The sequence below is a fragment of the Sutcliffiella sp. NPDC057660 genome (genome assembly GCF_042800035.1).
Classification (GTDB): Bacteria; Bacillota; Bacilli; order Bacillales; family Bacillaceae_I; genus Sutcliffiella_A.
In genome coordinates, this window is sequence record NZ_JBHVHV010000019.1 from 67,474 (window position 1) to 88,395 (window position 20,922).

At 40.7% G+C, this 20,922-nt stretch carries 23 protein-coding genes; 8 read left to right on the forward strand and 15 right to left on the reverse strand.

Going from position 1 to position 20,922, the window contains the following annotated elements:
- Positions 1-127 precede the first annotated feature (127 nt).
- On the forward strand, positions 128-310 hold the full coding sequence (locus tag ACFVAD_RS20030; RefSeq protein WP_386644276.1) for a YlaF family protein: 183 nt from the start codon (positions 128-130) through the stop codon (positions 308-310).
- Between the two features lie 232 nt (positions 311-542).
- Here the strand turns inward: ACFVAD_RS20030 and ACFVAD_RS20035 are convergent, their stop codons facing one another.
- Complete coding sequence (locus ACFVAD_RS20035) at positions 543-1,346, reverse strand: inositol monophosphatase family protein (protein WP_386644279.1); 804 nt, start codon at positions 1,344-1,346, stop codon at positions 543-545.
- A 146-nt stretch (positions 1,347-1,492) separates the two neighbouring features.
- A complete protein-coding gene (locus ACFVAD_RS20040; protein WP_386644282.1) occupies positions 1,493-1,681 on the reverse strand; it encodes a hypothetical protein in 189 nt (62 codons plus the stop codon).
- Positions 1,682-1,941: 260 nt separating this feature from the next.
- Here ACFVAD_RS20040 and ACFVAD_RS20045 point away from each other — a divergent pair, with 260 nt between their 5' ends.
- Positions 1,942-2,589 carry a YktB family protein gene (locus ACFVAD_RS20045; protein ID WP_386644285.1) on the forward strand — a complete coding sequence of 216 codons (648 nt, stop codon included), beginning with the start codon at positions 1,942-1,944 and terminating at the stop codon, positions 2,587-2,589.
- A gap of 38 nt (positions 2,590-2,627) precedes the next feature.
- Here ACFVAD_RS20045 and ACFVAD_RS20050 read toward each other — a convergent pair whose 3' ends face one another.
- Both ACFVAD_RS20050 and ACFVAD_RS20055 read right to left on the reverse strand, forming a co-directional pair.
- On the reverse strand, positions 2,628-2,897 hold the full coding sequence (locus tag ACFVAD_RS20050) for a UPF0223 family protein (RefSeq protein WP_386644288.1): 270 nt from the start codon (positions 2,895-2,897) through the stop codon (positions 2,628-2,630).
- A gap of 56 nt (positions 2,898-2,953) precedes the next feature.
- Entirely contained in the window at positions 2,954-3,913 is a 960-nt protein-coding gene (locus ACFVAD_RS20055) for an NAD(P)H-dependent flavin oxidoreductase (protein WP_386644291.1), read from the reverse strand.
- Between the two features lie 230 nt (positions 3,914-4,143).
- Between ACFVAD_RS20055 and ACFVAD_RS20060 the strand changes: the two genes are divergently transcribed.
- Positions 4,144-5,625 (forward strand): aminotransferase class I/II-fold pyridoxal phosphate-dependent enzyme, encoded by a 1,482-nt coding sequence (locus ACFVAD_RS20060; RefSeq protein WP_386644294.1) that lies wholly within the window; start codon positions 4,144-4,146, stop codon positions 5,623-5,625.
- Between the two features lie 67 nt (positions 5,626-5,692).
- On the opposite strand, the gene ACFVAD_RS20065 is transcribed toward ACFVAD_RS20060, so the two are convergent.
- Together ACFVAD_RS20065 and ACFVAD_RS20070 are read right to left on the reverse strand one after the other, a co-directional pair.
- Positions 5,693-5,818: a GapA-binding peptide SR1P gene (locus ACFVAD_RS20065; protein ID WP_386644296.1), complete on the reverse strand. Its 126-nt coding sequence runs from the start codon at positions 5,816-5,818 to the stop codon at positions 5,693-5,695.
- A gap of 246 nt (positions 5,819-6,064) precedes the next feature.
- Positions 6,065-6,364 (reverse strand): DUF3055 domain-containing protein, encoded by a 300-nt coding sequence (locus tag ACFVAD_RS20070; RefSeq protein WP_386644299.1) that lies wholly within the window; start codon positions 6,362-6,364, stop codon positions 6,065-6,067.
- 155 nt (positions 6,365-6,519) lie between these two features.
- On the opposite strand from ACFVAD_RS20070, the gene ACFVAD_RS20075 reads away from it, so the two are divergent.
- On the forward strand, positions 6,520-6,936 hold the full coding sequence (locus tag ACFVAD_RS20075; RefSeq protein ID WP_386644302.1) for a DUF1885 family protein: 417 nt from the start codon (positions 6,520-6,522) through the stop codon (positions 6,934-6,936).
- A 95-nt stretch (positions 6,937-7,031) separates the two neighbouring features.
- Here the strand turns inward: ACFVAD_RS20075 and ACFVAD_RS20080 are convergent, their stop codons facing one another.
- Entirely contained in the window at positions 7,032-7,934 is a 903-nt protein-coding gene (locus ACFVAD_RS20080) for a polysaccharide deacetylase family protein (RefSeq protein ID WP_386644305.1), read from the reverse strand.
- A 129-nt stretch (positions 7,935-8,063) separates the two neighbouring features.
- Positions 8,064-8,306: a hypothetical protein gene (locus ACFVAD_RS20085; protein ID WP_386644308.1), complete on the reverse strand. Its 243-nt coding sequence runs from the start codon at positions 8,304-8,306 to the stop codon at positions 8,064-8,066.
- A gap of 267 nt (positions 8,307-8,573) precedes the next feature.
- Here ACFVAD_RS20085 and ACFVAD_RS20090 point away from each other — a divergent pair, with 267 nt between their 5' ends.
- Positions 8,574-8,966 (forward strand): YbbN family protein, encoded by a 393-nt coding sequence (locus ACFVAD_RS20090; protein WP_386644310.1) that lies wholly within the window; start codon positions 8,574-8,576, stop codon positions 8,964-8,966.
- A 70-nt stretch (positions 8,967-9,036) separates the two neighbouring features.
- Here ACFVAD_RS20090 and lpdA read toward each other — a convergent pair whose 3' ends face one another.
- The 5 genes from lpdA to ACFVAD_RS20115 all read right to left on the reverse strand — a co-directional run bounded on the left by lpdA (position 9,037) and on the right by ACFVAD_RS20115 (position 15,308).
- Positions 9,037-10,449 carry a dihydrolipoyl dehydrogenase gene (gene lpdA / locus ACFVAD_RS20095; protein ID WP_386644313.1) on the reverse strand — a complete coding sequence of 471 codons (1,413 nt, stop codon included), beginning with the start codon at positions 10,447-10,449 and terminating at the stop codon, positions 9,037-9,039.
- A 5-nt stretch (positions 10,450-10,454) separates the two neighbouring features.
- Entirely contained in the window at positions 10,455-11,819 is a 1,365-nt protein-coding gene (locus ACFVAD_RS20100) for a dihydrolipoamide acetyltransferase family protein (RefSeq protein ID WP_386644315.1), read from the reverse strand.
- A 162-nt stretch (positions 11,820-11,981) separates the two neighbouring features.
- Positions 11,982-12,959, reverse strand: coding sequence for an alpha-ketoacid dehydrogenase subunit beta (locus tag ACFVAD_RS20105; protein WP_386644317.1), 978 nt, complete (start codon positions 12,957-12,959; stop codon positions 11,982-11,984).
- Positions 12,960-12,962: 3 nt separating this feature from the next.
- A complete protein-coding gene (gene pdhA / locus ACFVAD_RS20110; RefSeq protein WP_386644320.1) occupies positions 12,963-14,078 on the reverse strand; it encodes a pyruvate dehydrogenase (acetyl-transferring) E1 component subunit alpha in 1,116 nt (371 codons plus the stop codon).
- 564 nt (positions 14,079-14,642) lie between these two features.
- The gene (locus tag ACFVAD_RS20115; RefSeq protein ID WP_386644323.1) at positions 14,643-15,308 is read right to left on the reverse strand and encodes a YkyA family protein; all 666 of its coding nucleotides are present in this window, start codon (positions 15,306-15,308) and stop codon (positions 14,643-14,645) included.
- 250 nt (positions 15,309-15,558) lie between these two features.
- On the opposite strand from ACFVAD_RS20115, the gene def reads away from it, so the two are divergent.
- Positions 15,559-16,113, forward strand: coding sequence for a peptide deformylase (def, locus tag ACFVAD_RS20120; protein ID WP_386644325.1), 555 nt, complete (start codon positions 15,559-15,561; stop codon positions 16,111-16,113).
- Between the two features lie 315 nt (positions 16,114-16,428).
- On the opposite strand, the gene ACFVAD_RS20125 is transcribed toward def, so the two are convergent.
- Together ACFVAD_RS20125 and ACFVAD_RS20130 are read right to left on the reverse strand one after the other, a co-directional pair.
- Positions 16,429-17,208: a Cof-type HAD-IIB family hydrolase gene (locus ACFVAD_RS20125; protein WP_386644327.1), complete on the reverse strand. Its 780-nt coding sequence runs from the start codon at positions 17,206-17,208 to the stop codon at positions 16,429-16,431.
- 17 nt (positions 17,209-17,225) lie between these two features.
- Positions 17,226-18,125, reverse strand: coding sequence for a DMT family transporter (locus ACFVAD_RS20130; RefSeq protein ID WP_386644330.1), 900 nt, complete (start codon positions 18,123-18,125; stop codon positions 17,226-17,228).
- 911 nt (positions 18,126-19,036) lie between these two features.
- Between ACFVAD_RS20130 and ACFVAD_RS20135 the strand changes: the two genes are divergently transcribed.
- Both ACFVAD_RS20135 and rnjA read left to right on the forward strand, forming a co-directional pair.
- Complete coding sequence (locus ACFVAD_RS20135) at positions 19,037-19,246, forward strand: DNA-dependent RNA polymerase subunit epsilon (RefSeq protein ID WP_386644333.1); 210 nt, start codon at positions 19,037-19,039, stop codon at positions 19,244-19,246.
- A gap of 6 nt (positions 19,247-19,252) precedes the next feature.
- Complete coding sequence (gene rnjA / locus ACFVAD_RS20140) at positions 19,253-20,920, forward strand: ribonuclease J1 (protein ID WP_386644336.1); 1,668 nt, start codon at positions 19,253-19,255, stop codon at positions 20,918-20,920.
- Positions 20,921-20,922: the final 2 nt, after the last annotated feature.

The following is a 20,922-nucleotide window of genomic DNA, read 5'->3' on the forward strand; positions in this document are numbered from 1 at the left end:
ATTTCATCTCCCTAATTTACAACTTGATAACTTTAGTATTATACCACAAACATAGTAGAAAAGACGAAGAGACTTCTGTAAAATATGTGTTAAGTGTTGAATGCGTTATCAAAAAGGAGGTTTAATCATGAAAAACATTCAATGGATTTTCGTACTTTTCGCTTGTTTAGCGGCTTCCTCCATGGGATTGATTGGTATAGCAATAGCAGAAAGAAGCTTAACAGGTATAGTATTTGCAATTATTTTATTATTTATAATAATGGGTTTCGGATTTAAAAAGAAACGCAGTATGAAGGAAAATGGTCACTAAGAAAGAAGAGTCTGGGACAAGACTTAAAAAAACGCTAACAAAAGACGAACAATTAAAATACCGGTTCTAAATACCGCTATTGATTTCCGTGCAACCGCTGGAGTAACCTAAAAACTAAACGCATATTTGAACACAACATCAAAAAAAACGAATCAATTTGATCACAAAACTCAAATTGGTTCGTTTTTTACTATGACTAAAACACTTTTGTCCCAGCCTCTTTTCTAAATTGCTATAATTTTTTCTCTAGTTTGGACAAATACTCTTTGCTGATTGCTTCATGCAGGCCTGGCTTGCAGACAAACACACTGTTCTGACCGAGGAGGTTCAGCTCTTCCCCATGTAAGGTCGTCACTTTCCCGCCAACTTCATTCACCAGGATAAGCCCGGCAGCAAAATCCCAAGGTGATAAGCGGAGCGTAATATACGCATCTATACGTCCTGTCGTTACATAGGCCATTTCCAGTGCAGCAGATCCATATGAGCGTGTTCCTCTCACTCTTCGTACAAGAGGAGCCAATATGGAAGGATCGATTCTTTTATTTTCAGTAATCCACGTTGCATTCAGGCCGATTATCGCCTGCTCAACCGCCACCTCTTCAAGCCTAGGCAATTTCACATCATCCAGGTAAGCACCCTCACCGGCTTTTGCATGATAAAGCTCATCATGCACTACATCATAGATCAACCCTATCTTACCGACTCCATCATGATACACTGCCACAGAAATAGCGAAATTTCTCTGCTGATGCACAAAGTTCATTGTCCCATCTATAGGGTCTATGATCCAGACGGTTCCGTCGAGTTTATCTATCTTGTCACCAAAGCCCTCTTCACCAAGTATTTTATGTTCCGGATAGGTGCTTCTTATTTTTTCTATAAAGAATTGCTCTGTTTCCCGATCGATATTCGTAACAAGGTCATCCGGAGACGATTTCGTATGTATCATCAGCTTTTCATTAAAGGAAGCGCGTATCCTTTCCCCGGCCTCTCTTGTCCATCTCTTTGCATTTTCATCAATTTGTGACCAGTTCATGACGACTCCTGCCCTTCCACAACTATGTATTCCTTCTTACATATGCTAATTGTTCTTTTTAGCTTACTGAAATGGGCGTTTAAAATCAAGTAATGCGACACAGAGAAAAACGAACCTCTTACAGGTTCGTTAGGTAGCGATGGCTACTAAACCTCTAAACTCAACAGTTCTTTACGCAATTTCTCTAATTTGACTTTGCTGCTATTGATCATGTCGGTATTATTTTCCGTCATCGCATCAAACAAAGTTACCAGTTCATAATCAATTTCAAGCTTCAGCACTGCCATCTGATTTTCTTCCTTTTTCTTTTTCCAAGGCTTCACAACTTGCTTCATTCCAATCCCTCCCTCGAGTGATGTTCATGGTTTCAAGATACTCTCAACTTTTATGGTTGATATATCATATGAAGCGATTAAAAGTTGGTAACTAAAATGTGCAATAACCCAGAAAGAAAAAAGAGGCACCGTGGACGAAGCTCAATCTTTTTGAAAAGACATGCAGCTATGCTAGAATATCCAGTATAAGCGGCACCTGAAAAGAAAAATTCATCCTGTTCATCTTTTTAAGTGGAATACATAAATGTGGAGTGATAAATGTGGCATCAAGAAAATTTAACGGCTTTAAAAAAGCAGATTTTAATGTTTTCAAAATTGATGGTCTGGAGGAGCGAATGGCTGCTCTTCAAAAAAGAATTCAACCGAAATTCCAGCAGCTTGGAGAGCAATTTGCACCTTCATTGACGGCGATGACCGGGGATGAAATGCAATATCACATTGCCAAACATGCAAGACGTACAATCAACCCTCCCAAGGACTCGTGGGTGGCATTCGCAAACAGAAACCGGGGGTATAAAATGCTCCCCCACTTTCAAGTGGGACTTTGGGAAACGCACGTTTTTATCTGGTTTGCAGTGATCTACGAGGCGCCGATCAAGGAAGCATACGGGGAGAAGCTACTTGAGGATGTAAAGCAGATTCGCAAATCGATTCCTTCCGATTATGTGTGGTCCAAAGATCATACAAAACCGGAAGTTTTCCGTCAAAGTGATATGTCAGAGGCCGAGCACAAGGAACTTTTTCAACGATTAATGAATGTAAAAAAAGCGGAAATCCTATGCGGCATTCAAATCCCTAGAGAAGAAGCGGTCACCCTCTCCGGCGACGAAACGATCGCAAGGATAGAAGAGGCATTCCAAACGCTGCGACCTCTCTATAATCTGACAAAGAAAACAACTGTATCCTAAAAAAACAAGAATCGGATCATTTCCGATTCTTGTTTTTTTTACATTTTCACTTTATCTCCTGATTCCAGGCTTTTTGCTTTTTTAATCGTCTGATAGGCAGAGAAACCACTCAATTCTTCATACTCATTAGCGAGATTCCGCTCCTGCGCTTTCCCTGGTACGATTTCCTTGAAGCGTCGATACACGCTCATCAGTTGATCACGATCTATTCCTTTGGCATATGCCTGCTCCACCGCTTCGTAGAAAGCAATCACATCCACGATTTCATCTGTTGTCCAGTCGAATGAAATGGGATAAGAATAGTCCATACCGTCACCTCATTTATGTAAGCTTATTACGTTACATAGTATAGCATTTATTTAGGTTAGATTGTCCAGTCTCTGCGAATTTCTTCCGCTTGTTGAATGATTCGATTTATCAGCTCGCCTGCAGAGGGGACGTCATCAATCAAGCCCATCACCTGCCCTGCCCACGCAAATCCCTGTTCAATTTCCCCATCATAGATGAAACGTTTATTCGCCATTCCGCTTATATATTCCTTTAATCCTTCATATCCCTCAGCATTCTGTTCACGCACCAGTATTTCTTCGGTCCATTTATTGTGAATGGCCCTTGCAGGAGCACCTATGCTTCTCTTAATAATGACTGTATCGTTTTCCGTACCCTTCACAAGCATTTCCTTATAGATGGGATGCGCATGCGAACATTCTTTCGTCGCAATAAATCTAGTACCCATCTCTATTCCTTCTGCCCCAAGGCTCAATGCCGCCATCAGTCCCCTTCCGTCTCCGATTCCACCAGATGCTATCACAGGAATGGATAGGGCATCCACCACTTTAGGGACGAGCACCATCGTGCCAAGATCCTGCTTCCCTAAATGTCCTCCACCTTCCTGGCCAACGACCATGACAGCGTCAGCTCCCAATTCCTCCGCCTTTTCCGCCTGCCTTCTTGCTGCAACCAGAACAAGCTTTTTACAGGAGGTGCCCTCCAACCTCTTGAATATAGGTGCAGGGTTTCCTCCTGTCATGGATATAACAGGAACCCCTTCTTCAATTGCGACATCCAGCATATGTTCAAAAGGTCTGCCATGCTGACCAATGGCGTAGTTCACGCCAAATGGCATGTCTGTCAAGCTCTTCAATTTATGTATCTCGGCCCGAAGCTCGTCCGGAGTATCGAGGCTCATTGCTGTGATTTGCCCAAGCCCACCAGCGTTAGAAACCGCAGCTGCAAGATCAGCATAAGCTAAATACGCCAGACCTCCTTGTATGATTGGATATTCTATGTCCAAAAGATCTGTAATTCTCGTTTTCCATTTCATCTATATAAGCCCCTTTCTGTCGTACCCATATATCTTCTTTTTTGAAGGCTTAAATCCTGTATTTTCTACAAAATAAATGCAAGAAAAATCTATGCAACCTTAGTTTTAAATGCTATAATTCACTTGTTTTATGTGTAAGTTTGTTCTGCGTTTTAAGATACGTTAAGATGAAGATATATTTTACATGATAAAAATGACAAAGAATTTATATAAAGAGGTGCTTAGTAAAGTTGACATACTCCCAAAATGAAACACCATTGTTTACTGGACTGCTTGAACACGCAAAAAAGAATCCGGTTCAGTTTCATATACCCGGCCATAAAAAAGGGGCAGGCATCGATCCTGAGTTTCGTGCATTCATCGGCGATAACGCACTGTCCATCGATTTGATAAATATCGGTCCTCTAGACGACCTGCACCAACCAAAAGGTATGATTAAGGATGCACAGGATTTAGCTGCGAAGGCTTTCGGTGCCGATCATACTTTTTTCTCTGTACAAGGTACGAGCGGAGCCATCATGACGATGGTAATGGCGGTTTGCGGACCTGGCGATAAAATAATTGTTCCAAGAAACGTCCATAAGTCTGTCATGTCAGCGATTGTATTTTCTGGTGCTGTACCTATATTCATTCACCCTGAAGTGGACAAGGAACTTGGAATCTCCCATGGGATAACAACTGAATCTGTAGAACGGGCCTTGCAACAGCACCCTGATGCAAAGGGTGTACTGGTCATTAATCCGACCTACTTCGGCATTTCAGCCGACTTGAGTCAGATTGTAGAAATCGCACACAGCTTCAATGTACCTGTATTAGTGGATGAAGCACACGGGGTTCATATTCATTTCCATGAAGAGCTTCCGCTGTCCGCCATGCAGGCTGGAGCAGACATGGCAGCAACAAGCGTACATAAGCTTGGAGGATCTATGACACAAAGCTCCATTCTGAATGTACGTGGAGGGCTCGTGAATGTGAATCGCATTCAATCCATCTTGAGCATGCTTACAACGACATCGACATCCTACCTGCTATTGGCTTCGTTGGATGTAGCTCGTAAAAGGCTTGCAACAGAAGGACACATGTTGATTGAGGAAACAATTCAGCTTGCCAATCAGACAAGGGATGCAATCAATGAGATTGACAATATATATTGTGTAGGACCTGAAATTCTCGGAAGAAAAGCAACCTTTGATTACGACCCGACAAAACTGATCATATCTGTGAAGAAATTGAACCTGACCGGTTATGATGTAGAAAAATGGCTCCGTAAAAACTATAACATTGAAGTGGAACTTTCCGACCTGTACAATATTCTATGTATTGTTACTCCTGGGGATACTTCAGTAGAAACAGGGATACTGCTTACTGCATTGAGAGAGCTTGCAGAACAGCATCGCGACCAGGCTGAAGATCTAGCTAACCAGGTAAAGGTATTTTTGCCGGACATTCCTGTACTGGCTATTGCACCTCGTGATGCCTTCTATTCAGAAACGGAAGTCGTGCCATTTGAAAAGTCAGCAGGAAGAATCATCGCTGAATTCATTATGGTCTATCCTCCTGGAATCCCAATCTTTACACCAGGAGAAATTATTACAGAAGATAATCTGGCCTATATTTCCAAGACATTGGAAGTTGGTCTTCCCGTTCAAGGCCCTGAAGACCATGAACTCAAAACACTTAGGGTCATCAAGGAACATAAAGCCATCAAATAATGCAAAGAAACAGCAGTCGAAGTTGCGACTGCTGTTTTATTTATGCCTGAAATTAATTAACATTCTATTACTCTAGGTCTTCCACTTTCTCAGAGCACTTACATTCCGCACATTTCGCATAATAAGTCGTAACTTTTTCATCCTCGAAGTGATCTACTGCACTGTTGCAAGTTTGACAAATAATTGTACCCATACACATTTACCCCTTTTCAAAATAGATTTTATTGGAAAACAGATTGTGTATCAAGAAATTGTAAGCGTTTTCTCTTATTAATTACATAATAAACCGTTAAATGTGTTATGTCAATAGACAAATTGTATAACACATTTAAAAATATTTTTGCATATTATGCATACTCAATTATATAATGGAAGATTCATAAATATAGTAGGGCCATCACCCTATCGATGGATGATGGCCCTTAAACATTTGAAAGACTTATTCGTACTGTTCTTGGAAAGGAATTGCAGGAATGGCTTCGGAAAAGAATTCCGCAAGATCTTCCGCCTGTTCTTGAGAGTCGATTCGGAAAACATGTTGAAGGTGATTTAGGTCAGTAATATCTTTGGGATCGAGGAGCGTGGAGCGGCCGGTTTGCATACAGATGACGAGAGGTTTACCAAAAAACATATTCGTATAGACAATACCGAAATCATACCTGGTATCCTTGGTGGTGAATCCTACGAAACGGACAGGCACATTTTCATTGTTATCATAAAGCTTGTCAAATAGGTTCATACGGTTCCTCCTTTTTAATTTTTTGTTTATTCAGATATTTATTATATCCTACAATTTGGGCTAATTGCAAGAATTTTAACTTAATGATTGTCAAGGACTTTCTGCAAGTGCTAGAATAATATTCAAATGGATTGTCATATTTGGGAGTGAAACAAATGGCTAGCAGCGCATATATTAACCTTGTTCCAAAATCTTCGAAGAAAACCCTTACAATTGAAGATGTAAAGGAACTGCTCACCTACTATAAAGAAATCACAGAAAAAACAGGAAAGCAATTGGGGTGGGAATACAGCCAGGCCGCTTTCCCTTATGAAATCAAGGAAACACCTGAGGGACAAGGGCAATGGTTCTACCTGAAGGCCAAGGAAGATCGCTATAAGATGATACTGATAGGAGTTGGCACCCAAGATGGTGAAGACGAGCCTCTATCGTACATACAAGTGACACTGCACGATCAAAGTACACATGGAGACAAGGGAAAAGCAAATGAACTATGTAAGTTTCTAGCTAAAAAGCTTGAAGCGGAGCTAAAACTATTTACCGGAAGCATCATGTATTACTATAAGCGTTGATGACACTTAAAGCCCCGTCTGACAATATCAGATGGGGCTTTACATTTATCCATGCCTTATCTCTTTATTACACGAAGACTCCTCATTTTACTCATCTACATTTGCGAATCAGCCATCTGAATATCGATTAGGTCTGGATCTAGCATTTCATACCCTTTTTCCTGCAAGCCTATTACAATGTCGGCAAGGGCATCGTTTGTCCATTCCCGGTCATGCATGAGAAGGTTCGCCCCGCTTCTCAATTCCTTTGCATTTACCATGATGTCCGCTATAGCTTCGGCAGTTGTATATTCCTGTTCCCAATCATATCCGTAGGTCCAATTCATACGTACCATTCCCTCACTTGCAACGAGTTCATCGGAATAGTCCGTATTGATGCCAAAAGGTGCACGGAAGAACTTAGGCTTTTCTCCAATAATCTCTTCAATTAAATCATTCAATGCTACGATTTCCTCATATTGTTCTTCTTCCGTTATTTGTCTCAAGGACTTGTGGTTCATCGTATGATTTCCAATGGGAAAACCCATCTCATGAATTTTTTTCAATGTAGCTTTTTCTTCATCCGTCTGCAGGAAGTGTCCATTGACAAAGAAAATTGCTTTTACACCCAGTTCATTCAATGTCGTTGCCATCTCCATGGCGTAACGGTCCGGAGCATCATCGATTGTAAGAAGTACAACTTCTGCATTTGCTTCACCAATTGGCTGAACGGAAGAATCTGCAGGATTGATTGTATATTGAGGCTCTAAGGGTTTCCCTTCCTCTGATTCGGTATCAGTTGTTGCCTCTTCAGCATCTTTCGAACTTTCTTCTTCCCGAGGAGCATTTTCTTGTTCTTCCTCTGATGCTGGCTCTTCCTCTTCTTTGTTATTGTTATCGTTCTGATTTTCTGCTCCAGCAGGTTCCTCTTCATTCGCTTGTCCGTCTTCGTTTTGAGGTGAAGCAGTACAAGCGGTCAGGAGGAGCATTAGTAACGTAAGCAAGATCCATTTTTTCATGTTCTTTCCTCCATATGCAAAGTTCACCTTTTATCATACTAGCTCCCGTAACATAATAGCAATGCTTTTACTGAATTTAGGATTCTCTCATTAAACAGGCAGATAATGAACAGTAAAAAATGCCTAGAATTAAAAAATGAAGTAATAAAATAGACTCTGGAAACTAAAATAGAAAAGGAAGCTAACTACAGTAGTAATGGCAGCCTGCTTTTTCTTATGAATGATCGAGTGCGCCAATACATAGCAAAGATAGATAAAAATACCCAGAAGAATGACCTTTGCCTGAATTTTATCTCTTACAGAAAACCATTCAATGATACTGTAAGCGCCAAATAGGATATTCTGTATTAAAAACACTACATAATTTTTCATAATAGCAGCTCCTTACTGCATATTTCTATTATGGTAATAGCCTTTTTAACCCAATAGGAAACCTTTGTAATAATTATGCAGGTAAGCAACATTCTATTTTTCAATTTTGTAACATTTCCATGACAAGCAATTATTTGCTATTTTTTCATGATAGAATAGCACCGTATAGTTACATAGTAGGAGTTTCATCTTACCGTTCTATTTAGTGTTTGATTAAATAAGCTTTGTTGTTTTCATATTATCTTTTTACAGAAAGTGAGGATTGCCATGATTAGAGGCTCTGTCATTTTGATAACGTTGTCTTTTTTCATATTGTCTTCCTGCCAAGAGAATAAAACAATTACTCACGTTCAATTTCCTGAGCATTCCAAAACACTTGTTTTTTTTACTGATGAAAGCAATATACAGGATGAAAGTACGTATTATGACGCAATTTTGGATTTGAAGGGATCTTTTCCGAACGAAGTAGCCAATCTTATGGTCGTTCCGTTAAGAGAGGAAAAAACATTATACAAGCAGTTTAATATAAAGAGCACTCCTTCCTTGCTGGTAGTGCTAAATAACGAAGTGGTAACACAGATAGATGGAACACGCCGAAAAGAAGACATCATTGGTTCCATTGAAAAAGCATTAAGCAAATCGGAAGAAGTCTTTCATTGAGAGGCTTCTTTTTTTCATCCGTTATATACATATAAAAAAGCACCCGAAAATCCGGGTGCTTTTGAGTGGATTACTTAATGATATGAATCGGGCTACCCATCGCTACTTCTGCAGCTTCCATTGTGATTTCTCCCAATGTTGGATGAGCATGGATTGTCATTGCGATATCTTCCGCTGTCATTCCAGCTTCGATAGCAAGTCCAAGTTCAGCAATCATGTCTGATGCACTGGAACCGGCAATTTGAGCTCCAATAATCAAACCATCCTCTTTACGTGTAACAAGCTTCAAGAACCCGTCAGTAGCGTTCAGTGCAAGCGCACGTCCATTAGCTGCAAATGGGAATTTGGCAGCGACTACTTCTAGACCTTCTTCTTTAGCTTGCGCTTCAGTATAACCGACAGATGCCAATTCAGGCTCTGAGAATACTACTGCAGGAATTCCAAGGTAGTCGATTTCTGCAGGATGGCCAGAGATAGCTTCTGCAGCGATTTTACCTTCATAAGATGCTTTATGGGCAAGCGGTGGTCCCTCTACGATATCACCGATAGCATAGATGTTAGAAACACTTGTGCGGCACTGCTTATCAATTTTGATTACGCCTCGGTCTGTCATTTCTACACCAACCTGGTCAAGACCAAGCTCGTCTGTGTTAGGACGACGGCCGACAGTAACCAATACATAATCAGCATCAATTGTTTGCTCTTCGCCTTTTACTTCGATTGTTACTTTCACGCCATCTTCCGTTTCTTCCACACCTTTAGCCATTGCTTTTGTAAAGATTTCAACGTTTCCTTTTTTCTTCAGGTTACGTTTAACAAGTGAGCTCATTTGCTTTTCGAATCCAGCCAGGATCTCATCTGCAGCTTCCACAATCACAACTTCCGTTCCAAAGTTGGCATAAGCTGTCCCAAGCTCAGTACCGATGTAGCCACCACCGATGACCACCAATTTCTTTGGAATATCTTTAAGTGCCAATGCACCTGTAGAATCAAGGACGCGCTTGGAGTACTTGAATGTCGGGATTTCGATAGGGCGAGAACCTGTCGCAATGATACAGTTATTGAACTTGTATGTTTGCGCAGAGTTGTCGTCCATGATACGTACGGTGTTGCCGTCAACGAAGTAAGCTTCACCGGAAACGATGTCGACTTTATTTCCCTTTAATAGACCTTCCACTCCACCAGTAAGTTTTTTAACAACTCCAGCTTTCCATTCTTGTACCTTTGTGAAATCCACTGTTACGTTCTCTGCGGTAATTCCCATGTCATCGGAATGTTTAGCTGTTTCATAGCGATGTCCTGCAGAAATCAGGGCTTTGGAAGGGATACACCCTACGTTCAGACATACTCCTCCAAGCGTACCTTTTTCTACGATTGTTACTTTTTGTCCAAGCTGAGCCGCGCGGATTGCAGCAACATATCCGCCAGGGCCCGAACCGATGACAAGCGTATCTACATCAATTGCGAAATCTCCTACTACCATTTAAATTAACCCTCCATTAACAATAATTGTGGATCGTTCAATAGACGCTTGATATGGTTAAGCGCATTTTGAGCAGTAGCACCATCAATCATACGATGGTCAAAGCTTAGTGATAATGCAAGAACTGGAGCCACTACAATTTCTCCGTCTTTCACTACAGGTTTTTCAGCGATACGGCCGATACCCAAGATTGCTACTTCAGGGTGGTTGATTACTGGAGTGAACCATTGTCCACCAGCAGAACCGATGTTTGTAATTGTGCAAGAAGCGCCCTTCATTTCATCGGATGCCAATTTACCATCACGAGCCTTACCAGCAAGTTCGTTGATTTCATTGGAGATGGAGAAGATTGATTTTCTGTCTGCATCTTTCACAACAGGTACCAGTAAGCCTTTTTCCGTATCTGCAGCAATTCCGATGTTGTAATAGTGCTTGTGTACAATTTCGTCTGTAGCATCATCTAAAGATGTGTTAAGTACAGGGAACTCACGTAACGCAGATGTAAGTGCTTTTACTACGTATGGTAAGAATGTTAACTTAATTCCTTTGTCCGCTGCAACATTTTTGAACTTTTTGCGGTGCGCAACAAGATCAGTCACGTCAATTTCATCCATCAATGTAACGTGTGGAGCTGTGTGCTTGGAATTGACCATCGCTTTTGCAATCGCACGGCGCATTCCACTCATTTTCTCACGTGTTTCTGGATATTGACCCGCTGGAATAGCTTGTTTTTCCTGCTTAGCTTCTGTTTTAACTTCTTCTTTAGCTGCAGGAGCTGCATCAGTTGTAGTTTCTTCTGCTTTCGCGCTTCCTCCGGATAGGAATGCATCGATATCGCTCTTAAGAACGCGACCATTGTCTCCGGAACCTGCTACTTGGCGAATTTCCACGCCTTTTTCACGAGCATATTTACGAACGGATGGCATCGCAATAACACGTCTGTTCGGGTCCACTTCAGCTTGAGCTTGTGCGCCTGCACCAGTTTCGGCTTTAGCTTCTTCTTTAGGAGCCTCTTCTTTTTTCACGTCTTGGCCAGCCTCAGCTGTAGCTTGCACTTGAGCCTCAGTTTTCTCTTCTTTTTTCACTTCATCATGGCCATGGTCGTCGCCTTTGAATTTAAGGTCTTCGTAACCAGGAGCATCCAATGTAATGATGGTTTGACCAACTGTTGCTACTGTACCTTCTTCTACTTTCAATTCCAATACTTTCCCTTTAACAGGAGATGGAATTTCAACAACCGCTTTGTCATTTTGCACTTCCGCTAAGATAGCATCTTCCTCGATCTCATCACCTGGTTTTACAAACCATTTAACGATTTCACCTTCATGGATACCTTCACCGATATCTGGCAGTTTAAATTCGAATGCCACAGTATTCAACCTCCTATGATAATCATGCTTTATTTTCAAGCATAAAGTAGGGAATGATCCGCTACAATAATGGTAAATTGGAGAGCCCAATCTAAGCTTAGCTAAGAATGGGCTTCAATCCGAACTCATGTATTCCATACACGAGGCTATTTTTAATTGCATTTAGAAATTAAGAACTTTTTTCGCAGTTTCCAATACATCCTTATGGTTCGGTAACCATACGCTCTCTGCTTGAGAGAATGGGAATACAGTATCAGGAGCTGCTACACGAAGCACAGGAGCATCTAAGCTTAAAATTGCGCGATCGTTGATTTCTGCAACGATTTGCGCGCCAATTCCTGCTTGCTTTTGAGCTTCTTGTACAACAATCGCACGGCCAGTTTTTTCAACAGATGCAATGATAGTTTCGATATCAAGTGGGCTGATCGTACGCAAGTCGATAACCTCAGCTTTAACACCGTCTTTTTCCAATTCATCTGCAGCTTTAAGGCACTCATGTACCATAGCGCCATATGTGATCATCGTTAAGTCGGAACCTTCACGCTTTACGTCCGCTTTTCCTAGTTCAATTGTGTATTCCTCTTCAGGAACCTCTTGACGGAAAGAACGGTAAAGTTTCATATGCTCCAAGAAAATAACTGGATCGTTGTCACGAATCGCAGAAATCAATAATCCTTTTGCATCATATGGAGTTGCCGGAATAACGACCTTTAGACCAGGTTGTTGAGCCATAAGTCCTTCTAAGCTGTCTGCATGAAGCTCAGGTGTATGAACACCGCCGCCAAATGGAGAACGAATTGTAACAGGAGAACTCCAGCGTCCGCCAGTACGGTAGCGCATACGAGCAAGCTGTCCACTCACGGAGTCCATTACTTCATAAACGAAACCGAAGAATTGGATTTCCATAACAGGACGGAATCCAGTTACGCCAAGGCCGACAGCTAGTCCACCAATACCTGATTCTGCTAGTGGAGTATCAAATACGCGGTCTTCTCCAAATTCAGCTTGAAGGCCCTCGGTTGCACGGAAAACCCCACCGTTTTGACCAACGTCTTCACCGAAAAGCAAGACGTTTTCGTCGTTTTTCAATTCTGTGCGTAACGCATCAGTGATTGCCTGAATCATTGTCATTTGCGCCATGGCTTACTTCGACTCCTTCTCTTTATAAATTTCATTTTGTTCTTTTAAGTTATATGGTAGCTCTTCGTACATGAAAGAGATTAAGTCCGTAACTTTTTGCTTAGGCTGTCCATCCGCTTTTTTGATTGCTGCTTTGATGTCTTCCTTCGCTTCTTCAATTACTTTATTTTCCTCATCTTCGCTCCAAATGCCTTTGTTTTCAAGGAATTTGCGGAAACGAACCAATGGATCTTTCTTTTCCCATTCATTATCCAGCTCTGAAGTACGGTAACGAGTTGGGTCATCACCAGCCATTGTATGTGGACCGTAACGGTACGTTAGTGTTTCGATGAGTGTAGGACCTTCTCCGTTAACGGCACGCTCACGTGCATCACGAGTTGCTGCATAAACAGCTAAAGCGTCCATTCCATCAACCTGCACACCTGGAATACCTGCTGCTACAGCTTTTTGTGCAATAGTTCCTGCAGCCGATTGTTTTTCAACAGGAGTGGAAATCGCGAATCGGTTGTTTTGTACAACAAAAATCGCTGGTGCCTGGTAAGCCCCTGCAAAGTTCAAACCTTCGTAGAAGTCCCCTTGAGATGCTCCACCGTCACCTGTATATGTAATTGCAACGGATTTTTTACCTTTTTTCTTCAATCCAAGCGCGACACCGGCAGTTTGGATGATTTGTGCACCAATAATGATCTGAGGTGGCAATAGATTAACACCCTCTGGCATCTGGTTACCATGAAAATGACCACGTGAGAATAAGAACGCTTGGTATAGAGGAAGACCATGCCAGATCATTTGGGGAACATCACGGTATCCCGGCAAGATGAAGTCTTCACTCTCCAAAGCAAACTGGGAAGCCAGTTGGGAAGCTTCCTGTCCTGCAGTAGGAGCATAGAAACCTAGTCGTCCTTGACGGTTTAAACTGATGGAACGTTGATCAAGAACACGAGTATATACCATGCGGCGCATTAATTCTTTTAGTTGATCATCACTTAATTCAGGCATCGCAGCTTCGTTAACCACTTCGCCCTCTTCATTTAAGATTTGAAACGTTTGGAATTGCTCTTCAACTTTTGCTAACTGCTGCTTTGGATCGAACTTGGCATTTTTAGTTTTTGCAGCCATCTACGTCACCTCTTCCTTTCTATTAAGAGAACTGATTGATACATAGTTTACATACAAAATTAGGGTACCCAAAAATATACTTTAAAAGACATTTTTCTGCATCCCACGTAAAATTGTACTTTTTCTCTTTTATTGTGCTTTTCAATTTGAAATCAATAAGCAAGATTCTTCATCTGTATTAATTCTTCAATTAAATATATTAATACAACTTTTGAACAAGTTCAAGTATACATCTAAGCCGTTTATTCCGTCAATCTCTTTGCATTTATTGATTTCATGCGCTGATTCGTAAAAACACAAACTACTTCTTTCTAAAGCTGTACTAATACAATTTCGCTTTCTGTATCACAAGGAGGGTGCGGCTTGTCTATCAAGTTATATTATCATAACAAAACCGTGGATATTAACCCTTTCCCTTTCCACAACAAACATAATCATCTAGAGCAAATTGACTATTTTAAAATACATTTTGCTTTCATTGTTATAAGACAATATTTATTTTTCTTCTGTTATTTTTCGTAAAAAAAGAGATCGTCCCGCATCAGGGTCGATCTCTTCCTCGTATCAGTTTTTGTATTCAACATTCAGTCCTGCGTTTTTATAGAAGGTGAATTTCGCCTCATTATATTGCTCTGTAAACTCATTGAATGCTTGATTGGATTCTTTGATCTTTACTAGCAGTTCGTTGATCTTATTGATTTGAAGCTGCAGTTCTTCCAAAGTCAAATCCTCTTTTTGAAAAAGTTCATAAAGCTCCTTGTCCAATTCAATTGCTTCCATATAGTGGCCAGATAGCGTCATGTATGCTTCATAACGCTTTTCCATCAATTGATACAAGCTTTGCGCCTCTTTTTTCAGATTCTCATTATCCAAGGATTCAATTGAGGTTTTCACTTCTTCAAACTGTTTTCTTGCTGTTTCGATACTTTCTTTTTCTGCTGTCATAGCCTCTTCTCTTTGTTCAACCAATGAAGAGCCCTCTTCGGCGAGCTTGACAATCTGATCGAATTCTTTCATTCCAAGAGTGATGATTTCATCGTAGATTTGCTTTTCCTTCTGTTCCAACTCCAATAAAGGTTCTTGCTGCGCTTCAAAGCTTTCTTCCAAATCGACTACCTTTTCGAGAGTCTCAAATATCTCCTGCTCCGGCGTTTCTCCATTCATACAGCCGGATAATAGCAGTGAACTTGCAAACGTAACAGAAGCAATTGTTTTTTTCCAATGACGCAATTTAAATCCCCCTAACATTTCTTTCCCCTTTAACTATAAAATTTATCATGTATTTTGACAACATCTATTTGAATACAATGGAAGAATAACGAAAATAATCCATTTCCATTTTATTTTATATTTATTAAAGGATTTAAATTTAAATGTCCATTCTTTCATTTCCCCTAATGATGATTTTTCTGTTAAAATTATTAAATTAATGTGTGAATATTAATAAAGAAATAGTTTTCCGATTGGAGTGGTCAAAGCTATGCTAACGACAAATGAAATAATTAGGGAAGGTCATCCCACACTAAGAATTGCAGCAAAGGAAGTCGATCTGCCTCCGACACAAGAGGAAAAAGACACGTTACATGACATGCTGCAATATTTGATAAATAGTCAGGATCCAGAAACATCTATGAAATACAACCTTCGCCCCGGGGTTGGTCTCGCGGCGCCACAAATCAATGTGCAAAAAAGAATGATTGCTGTTCATATTGCCGATGAAACAGGCAAACAGCACAGCTACGCGCTGCTTAACCCAAAAATAGTAAGTCATTCAGTGGAAAAAAGCTATCTGACTACAGGTGAAGGATGCTTATCTGTAGATAGGGATGTCCCAGGTTTTGTTCCAAGGTATGCCAGAGTAACCGTCAAAGCCACAACGGTTAACGGGGAGGAAGTAAAACTCCGGTTAAAAGGACTTGTAGCGATTGTGTTCCAGCACGAAATAGACCACTTGAACGGTGTGATGTTCTACGATCATATTAACAAGCAGGATCCATTTCATGTACCCGATAACGCCATTGCAATTGAACGATAAAAAAAGAGGCTGGGACAAATTTAAAAAACGCTAACAAAAGACGAACAATATAAGTACGGCTCTAAATACCGCTATTGATTTCCGTGCAAGACTTCGCTTTCCGTGGGTGACCCGTGAGCCTCCTCGGCTTCGCCAGTGGGGTCTCACATTGGCCACTTCTCCCGCAGGAGGCTTCGTCTTGCACTCCAATCAACCGCTGGAGTAACCTATAAACTGATCGCATATTTGAACACAACATCAAAAAAACGAACCAATTTGATCACAAAACTCAAATTGGTTCGTTTTTTACTTAGACTTGTCCCAGCCTCTTTTTCATTAAATAAGTCCAACAAGTTCCAGTCCATTTTTAATTCCGTCCTGTGATACATCTGTTGTCACTTTATCCGCAACCTTCAACAGAGCGGAATGTGCATTTCCCATTGCGACTCCAGTTCCCACATATTCAAGCATCTCGAGGTCATTTAATCCATCACCAAATGCAAAGACATTTTCTTTTTTAAAAGGCAAGCGCTCCAACATACGTTGAATGCCAATGGCTTTTGAACCACCTTTTGGCAAAATGTCTGTGGAATAGGAATGCCAACGGATAAAATGAAAATCCTTGTACGCATCAAGATATGTTTGCTGGTCCTTCTCCTCTATAAACAAAAGCGCCTGATAGATCTCCGTTTCTTCAAGAAAACCGGGGTAATGCTCCGGGTGAGTAAATTTCAAACTCCCCATGCTTTCATGTATAAACGGATGGTCCCCCACGTTCGCTTTCATTGTTTCATGATTTAAATATACAAGTGGATGCTGCTGTTTTTCTGCATACTTCCTTAATATCTTCATTTTTTCAAGGTTAAGGGGATTCTTATAGATTACTTCCCCTTCAAAGACAACATATTGTCCATTAAAGCTTACAAATGAATTTATATCCAGCTCTTTTCTGAGGTCTTCAAACATGAATGGCGCTCTTCCTGTTGCAATTGCAACGTATACACCATTTTCCTTCAGTTTCGTTATCGCTTCCTTTGTTGAAGCCGGAATTTCTTTGTCATGGTTAAGCAATGTCCCATCTATATCAAAGAATACGATTTTCTTGTTGTCATCCATAATTGAAACCACCTTTTTTAAGCAACAATTTTACTGGCCAATTTTTGCTTTTTTGTTTTATACGACGATAAGTATACACCACTGAAAATCAGAACTAAACCTATAAGCATTGTGAGGCTGATATGCTCATCCAACAGGAGGCTTCCCCATAGCATCGCCGTGATTGGTACGATATAGGTGACAAGTGAAGCGAATTCCGCACTGCCCTCTTTTACCATATAGTAATAGAGAAGATAAGCAATCCCTGAACCAAATACACCTAATCCAACCAAGGAAAAAAACGTCGATATACTTGTTATACCCAAAAAGGCTTCCGGTTGAAATAGAAGGACGAAAATGCCTGAGACAATACCCGCCAGCCCCAAGGTACTGAAGGAAATAATTGTGATTGGTACATTTTTCAGGTGTTTTCTACTCAGATGCGCACCAAATCCATAGCAGATTGTGGCACCGAGCATCGTCCCGACTCCCATTAGGTTATGATGGAATAACTGCACAATATTTAGATCTAAAAGAACAAGAATGCCGAAAAAACCAACCAGCACACCAAACCACTGTGTTTTTTCCATTCTGCTTGAAAAAAGAGAAAAACCAATCAGAATTGTCCAAATTGGCGTTGTTGCATTTACAACAGAAGCCATGCTGCTACTGATGGACATTTCACTCATTGCAATCAGAGCCCAAGGAAAAGCATTATTTAATAAGGCTATTAGAAGCAATGGTACCCATGGGAGATTTTTTAGAAGCCCCAATTTCCCTTGGAAGAAAAGCAAGATGAACAATGTTCCTACACCAAACATGCATCTCCAGAAAACCACGCCCCCTACTCCAATTTCTCCGACAAGCAATTTTATAAATAGAAATGATGTTCCCCAAATCAGGCTTAACGTTAACAATGCCATATATAGTCGCTTCATTTTTCTTACCACCTTGTCATTCTTAGGGTAACGAAATATTAGTTTACACTTAACCTACATGAGGAAAGCGTTTACTGTCAATAAGATTTTACACCATGTAATCCTTACAAAATATCTAGCTGCAGAAAGATATCTGCCCGATGCTTATTCCCAAGTCAGCAAACTTATGATAGGCTAAAGTCAATACGTCTCTATATTATTAAATAGTCCATATGCCTCTGACAGTTACTGGCCATTCCTTGGATAAAATAAAATACTTTTTTCCTAATAACTAATTGCCCTGTTTGAGCATACTAACACTACTACAAACAGACAAACCTTGATAACAAGGAGTGAGGCGCAAATGCTTAGAAGGCTTCGAAAAAAAATACTGCGACGAATGAACAACTTCCTAAAAAGAAAAACGATAGCTTAAGAAGTTTTGATCAATGAGTCCTTCATTTTTGAGGGGCTCTTACATATATGTAGCGAGAATAAATTTTACAAGACCAGTTCCTCTCACTATAATAGTATTAAGTACAATGCTGGCAGCCATGTATTCATGGTCTTTTTTTATACATATCAGACTCGGACTTTTAATTTTTTTGCCATTTGGAGAAAATAGAAATTAAACTCTTACATGAAAAACATGAAATATCCTATTAATTCGTATATAATATAGGATATTAATGGCTTTCATGCCAAAGTACGGCTATGTTGAAAAATCAAGGAAGCATTGATAATTGGCGCGTTGTCTTTTTGTAAGGTTGCATATGCATAGAAGAATCACACAATACGGAGAGTCGTCGGACACTTCCGCCTATGCAGCCAAACATAAAATAACTATAGATATACCTTCCCTTTTCATCACCTGCTGACTTCTCAGCGGTATTCAAAAGTTTGGAGGAGAAATTTTTTAAGGAGAGATTTGAATGATATTTAAAGTGTATTACCAGGAGAACATTGCAGAAGCACCGGTAAGAGAGAATACCGAATCATTATATGTAGAAGCTTCTGCTGTTTTTGAGGTGCGTAGAAAATTAAAGGACAAACCATACAATATCGAGTTCATTCAGCCAGTGGATGGAGCTTTTTATGAGTATGAAAAACAAGCTGAAAACTTTAAAGTATTGGAGATATGATAGAAAATGAAATTTGTAAAAAATAATCAAGCAGCGGTTTTCGCTTTAGGTGGACTAGGTGAGATCGGGAAAAACACCTATGCAGTCCAATTCCAAGATGAAATTATTCTGATCGACGCTGGAATCAAGTTTCCTGAAGACGAACTGTTAGGAATCGACTATGTTATTCCTGACTACACATATTTAGTTAAAAACCAAGAAAAGATCAAGGGCTTATTCGTAACTCATGGTCATGAAGATCACATCGGCGGTATCCCTTACCTTCTTCGTGAAATTGATGTACCTGTCTATGGCGGGAAACTTGCTCTTGGATTGATTAAAAACAAACTGGAAGAGCACGGCTTGTTACGTAAAGCGAAGTTAATTGAAATCCAGGAAGATGATATTATCAAATTCCGTAAAACATCTGTCACTTTCTTCCGTACCACTCATAGTATTCCTGATTCATACGGAGTTGTAGTTAAAACACCTCAAGGAAATATCGTGCATACAGGAGATTTCAAGTTTGATTTCACTCCTGTGGGTGAACCGGCTAACTTGACGAAAATGGCGGAAATCGGGAAAGAGGGCGTGCTTTGCCTACTTTCCGACAGCACAAACAGTGAAATCCCTGACTTCACGATGTCAGAACGCCGTGTTGGAGAAAGCATCCAGGACATCTTCCGTAAAGTGGATGGCCGTGTCATTTTCGCAACATTCGCTTCAAACATCCACCGTTTACAGCAAGTGGTGGAAGCTGCTGTTGCTCACGGAAGAAAAGTTGCAGTATTTGGACGCAGTATGGAAGCGGCAATCAATATCGGGCAGGAGCTGGGATATATCCGCGCTCCAAAGGACACGTTTATTGATACTCATCAAATTAACCGTATGCCAGCAAATAAAATAACGATCCTATGTACAGGAAGCCAAGGGGAACCGATGGCGGCACTTTCAAGAATCGCAAACGGTACACACCGTCAAATTCAAATTATCCCTGGTGATACGGTTGTATTCTCATCTTCCCCTATCCCGGGTAACACTTTAAGTGTAAACCGTACAATCAATATGCTATTCCGCGCTGGTGCAGATGTCATTCACGGCTCATTAAGTGATATCCACACTTCCGGTCATGGTGGACAGCAGGAACAAAAGCTTATGCTTCGTTTAATCAAGCCTAAGTATTTCATGCCGATACATGGTGAGTACCGTATGCAGATCACCCATAAACAGCTTGCCATCGATTGCGGAGTTGCCGAGGAGAATTGCTTTATCATGGATAATGGTGAAGTATTGGCACTATCCGAAACAGAAGCGTCAGTAGCAGGTAAGATTCCTTCCGGCAATGTATACATTGATGGAAACGGTATCGGAGACATCGGTAACATCGTATTGCGCGACCGTCGCATCCTTTCTGAAGAAGGACTTGTTGTGGTAGTCGTAAGCATCAATATGAAGGACTTCAAGATTGCATCCGGTCCTGATATCATTTCACGTGGATTTGTTTACATGAGAGAATCCGGTGACCTGATTAATGATGCACAGTCCTTGATCACAAAGCACCTGTCCAAAACAATGGAGCGTCGTACAACCCAATGGTCTGAGATAAAAAATGAAATCACAGACACACTAGCTCCTTTCCTTTATGAAAAAACGAAACGCCGTCCAATGATTTTACCGATCATTATGGAGGTTTGATA

Excerpts from the sequence above, each read along its gene's own strand:
- ACFVAD_RS20130 (WP_386644330.1), bottom strand. The coding sequence starts at position 18,125 with ATGAAGCGACTATATATGGCATTGTTAACGTTAAGCCTGATTTGGGGA.
- ACFVAD_RS20075 (WP_386644302.1), top strand. The coding sequence starts at position 6,520 with ATGGCTAGCAGCGCATATATTAACCTTGTTCCAAAATCTTCGAAGAAA.
- ACFVAD_RS20030 (WP_386644276.1), top strand. The coding sequence starts at position 128 with ATGAAAAACATTCAATGGATTTTCGTACTTTTCGCTTGTTTAGCGGCT.
- ACFVAD_RS20040 (WP_386644282.1), bottom strand. The coding sequence starts at position 1,681 with ATGAAGCAAGTTGTGAAGCCTTGGAAAAAGAAAAAGGAAGAAAATCAG.
- lpdA (WP_386644313.1), bottom strand. The coding sequence starts at position 10,449 with ATGGTAGTAGGAGATTTCGCAATTGATGTAGATACGCTTGTCATCGGT.
- ACFVAD_RS20065 (WP_386644296.1), bottom strand. The coding sequence starts at position 5,818 with ATGGGTACAATTATTTGTCAAACTTGCAACAGTGCAGTAGATCACTTC.
- rnjA (WP_386644336.1), top strand. The coding sequence starts at position 19,253 with ATGAAATTTGTAAAAAATAATCAAGCAGCGGTTTTCGCTTTAGGTGGA.
- ACFVAD_RS20035 (WP_386644279.1), bottom strand. The coding sequence starts at position 1,346 with ATGAACTGGTCACAAATTGATGAAAATGCAAAGAGATGGACAAGAGAG.
- ACFVAD_RS20085 (WP_386644308.1), bottom strand. The coding sequence starts at position 8,306 with ATGAAAAATTATGTAGTGTTTTTAATACAGAATATCCTATTTGGCGCT.
- ACFVAD_RS20050 (WP_386644288.1), bottom strand. The coding sequence starts at position 2,897 with ATGGACTATTCTTATCCCATTTCATTCGACTGGACAACAGATGAAATC.
- ACFVAD_RS20080 (WP_386644305.1), bottom strand. The coding sequence starts at position 7,934 with ATGAAAAAATGGATCTTGCTTACGTTACTAATGCTCCTCCTGACCGCT.
- pdhA (WP_386644320.1), bottom strand. The coding sequence starts at position 14,078 with ATGGCTGCAAAAACTAAAAATGCCAAGTTCGATCCAAAGCAGCAGTTA.
- ACFVAD_RS20070 (WP_386644299.1), bottom strand. The coding sequence starts at position 6,364 with ATGAACCTATTTGACAAGCTTTATGATAACAATGAAAATGTGCCTGTC.
- def (WP_386644325.1), top strand. The coding sequence starts at position 15,559 with ATGCTAACGACAAATGAAATAATTAGGGAAGGTCATCCCACACTAAGA.
- ACFVAD_RS20105 (WP_386644317.1), bottom strand. The coding sequence starts at position 12,959 with ATGGCGCAAATGACAATGATTCAGGCAATCACTGATGCGTTACGCACA.
- ACFVAD_RS20090 (WP_386644310.1), top strand. The coding sequence starts at position 8,574 with ATGATTAGAGGCTCTGTCATTTTGATAACGTTGTCTTTTTTCATATTG.
- ACFVAD_RS20125 (WP_386644327.1), bottom strand. The coding sequence starts at position 17,208 with ATGGATGACAACAAGAAAATCGTATTCTTTGATATAGATGGGACATTG.
- ACFVAD_RS20135 (WP_386644333.1), top strand. The coding sequence starts at position 19,037 with ATGATATTTAAAGTGTATTACCAGGAGAACATTGCAGAAGCACCGGTA.
- ACFVAD_RS20055 (WP_386644291.1), bottom strand. The coding sequence starts at position 3,913 with ATGAAATGGAAAACGAGAATTACAGATCTTTTGGACATAGAATATCCA.